At 43.5% G+C, this 2,613-nt stretch carries 4 protein-coding genes; 2 read left to right on the top strand and 2 right to left on the bottom strand.

The window, feature by feature from the left end; translation table 11 throughout:
• Window positions 1-146: 146 nt before the first annotated feature.
• Together AACT52_RS11090 and AACT52_RS11085 are read right to left on the bottom strand one after the other, a co-directional pair.
• Complete coding sequence (locus AACT52_RS11090; RefSeq protein ID WP_272937162.1) at window positions 147-269, bottom strand: hypothetical protein; 123 nt, start codon at window positions 267-269, stop codon at window positions 147-149.
• 21 nt (window positions 270-290) lie between these two features.
• Window positions 291-1,169, bottom strand: coding sequence for a hypothetical protein (locus tag AACT52_RS11085; protein WP_073636636.1), 879 nt, complete (start codon window positions 1,167-1,169; stop codon window positions 291-293).
• A 289-nt stretch (window positions 1,170-1,458) separates the two neighbouring features.
• Here AACT52_RS11085 and AACT52_RS11080 point away from each other — a divergent pair, with 289 nt between their 5' ends.
• Window positions 1,459-2,052: a hypothetical protein gene (locus AACT52_RS11080; RefSeq protein ID WP_073636635.1), complete on the top strand. Its 594-nt coding sequence runs from the start codon at window positions 1,459-1,461 to the stop codon at window positions 2,050-2,052.
• 30 nt (window positions 2,053-2,082) lie between these two features.
• Window positions 2,083-2,613, top strand: a 531-nt coding sequence (locus AACT52_RS11075; protein WP_143173027.1) for a tetratricopeptide repeat protein, incomplete at its 3' end; no start/stop codon positions are given.

Genomic DNA, 2,613 nt, shown 5'->3' with positions numbered 1-2,613 from the left:
AGTTAATAAAAAGCCGCCACTAAACGGCGGGGCTTTAAACCCCATTTTTCGGTAACGCACCTAAAATCCGAGGTGGTGCCCTACTCTCTTCGATAAAACACCCTACAATATTTTATCCATACTCCCAAAGGCGATCGCTGTGCAACTTATCTAATTGATTGTAGCGATCGCGGAGCGCGTCCGGCACGGGTTCCAAGTGGAGCTTGGAACTGCACGGCAAAGCCCGTGCAACGACGCTGGAAGCGTCGCCGTGCTAAGGACGATCGCAACTTGCTCCAAAATATTTCGACCTATTTGGTATTAGAAACTTCTGGGCTACGAATCACTGTATGTCCCTTCTCACCTTGTTGAATCGCCAACACCAATGGACGCTCATTCGCTTTTGCATTTGGCGGTAATGCTTGAAACAAATAAATCCAGCCGCCACGTTCTAGAAGTATGCGCCAAACTCTAGGTTGTTTAGGATTGCTGATATCAGTATCTTCCTTTCCACGCAGGTCATCAAATAAACCTCTATCTCCTATAATTCGGTACTTTTCCAGGGATGGATCTGCAAACACGTCATCAAGTTTGCGTCCCAATGCAAACTTCTCTTCAGGTGTAATTAAGGCTACTACAGGCAAGGTGGAATTTTGACCAGCGTCTCGGCGAGCATCTGCAAAGCCTTGCCAGCGAGCTAACCAAAATATGAAAATTAATACCCAGGATACTATAACTATTTCATTCACCAATGAGCGCAAAAACTGAACTGAACGCAGTTGTACAGAAGTAAATACAGCCAGAGAGTCTAATTGTTTACCTATCCATGAACGCCTACGTTGGGTTGCGCGGCTCGTTCGAGCTGATCGAAATTGGTTGAATGTGTTAACAAATGCTTCAGTTATTATCCAAATGAGCCATAAAGTGAGTTGAATGGCAATTACCGCTAGGAGAAAAGCAAACACAGTTCTCAATATTGCCCAACCATCTCCCAGAAATATCTGTAAAGGAACAAAAAGAAAAGACTGTGCCGGAAAGTCAAGATTAGTGACTTCTAGTTGAAAGAAGTAGAAATATGACCATCGGTAAATCCAGCCTGCAAAAAACAGCGCAATACCTAGTAAGCCGACGACACTGGCAAATTTACCTAAAATATTGGGTTCCTGATTTGGTTGGGGAGCCTGGGTCACAGAAGCATTCCAAAAGTAAAGAAATTGGCAATGTTAGTACAGAATTGTACAACTTGTAGTGTCGTCTATGTCATTCTGAGTGGAGCGAAGCGGAACGAAGAATCTCTAGATGCTTCGCTTCACTGTCGTTTCGCTCAGCATGACATACTACAATACAAATTTATAAAATGCACTACTTAGTACTATCTACTAATTCATCAATTGGTTTGCCTTATTTTACGGAAATTTGGTAGATAGTTGTGAAGTTTAACAAAGAAAGTGAAATGCTATAGAAAACACTTTTAAAACTATGAAACCTTATTTCAAGGTATTATTTGTGGTGGTTGTAGCTACGGCAACAGGATTAGTAGCCAACTCCCAAGCTGTCACTGGTCAGAATGTAGAAAAGAAAAATTTATTATTGACACAAGCACAAGTCCAAGTGCAGCCAGTTGCAATTTCTGTAGCGTTACCAGAACTAGCAGATGTCTCGCTTAAGGGGGGTAAATCACTTAGCGGACGGGTGACAGCAATTGATTCATCAGCGCAAACACTATCGATGCAGCGTAGTGACAAAACTCTCCCGGTTCCCTTAAAAGAAGTTGAAAAAGTTGTTTTCAGAAATGGTGCGACAGCTTACAGAAGCAATGGACAGCAGATTATTCGCGGTGAACGAGATCGCCCTAAAGGTCAGCCAGTCACTTGGAACAATCTTCCACTTGGAACTTTTACAATTAAAAATGCTACTCAAGGTTTAGCGGTGGTAAACTTAGTACCACCTGTCGTTTCCCCAGAGCGGTTGCTTGGTATTCAGTCAGTAGCGAAAGATAGACAGTATGTCGTCGATGAAATGCAGTTTAATCTGCAACAAAAAACGATGTCTATTCGAGCGACACCTTATTAATACGAAAACGAATTGATATGAGTTCGTTGTATGAAAAAAATTATCAGTCGTCTACTGGCATTGGGTGTGTGCATAACTCCTGTTTCTGCATCGCTCATGGTTCAACACAGTTGGGGACAGACTCAAAATCAAGCTCAACAAGCAGAACGATTATTAGAGCAAGGGAAACAACAGACACAGCAGCAAGAACACCAACAGGCAATACAAACATTGCAGGAAGTTCTCACTCTTGCACGAGAACTCAAAGATAAAAAACTGGAAGCAACTGCACTGCTTGGGCTTGGTTTGAACCATGACAACATTGGTAAGCGTCAGCAAGCACTAGAGTTCTACAACCAATCTCTGCCCCTTTCTCGCGCAGTGGGCGATCGCTCTGGGGAAGCCACAACCCTCAATAACATCGGTGGAGTCTACGACGATTTAGGACAAAAGCAGAAAGCACTAGAGTACTACAACCAATCTCTGCCCCTTAGACGCTCCGTCGGCGATCGCACGGGCGTTGCCACAACCCTCAATAACATCGGTGGAGTCTACTCCGCTTTAGGACAAAAGCAGAAAGCA

This window comes from Scytonema sp. HK-05 (assembly GCF_963872035.1).
GTDB lineage: Bacteria > Cyanobacteriota > Cyanobacteriia > Cyanobacteriales > Nostocaceae > Kalymmatonema.
Note: the sequence above shows the minus strand (reverse complement) of the source record. Positions and strands in the feature narration are given on the sequence as shown.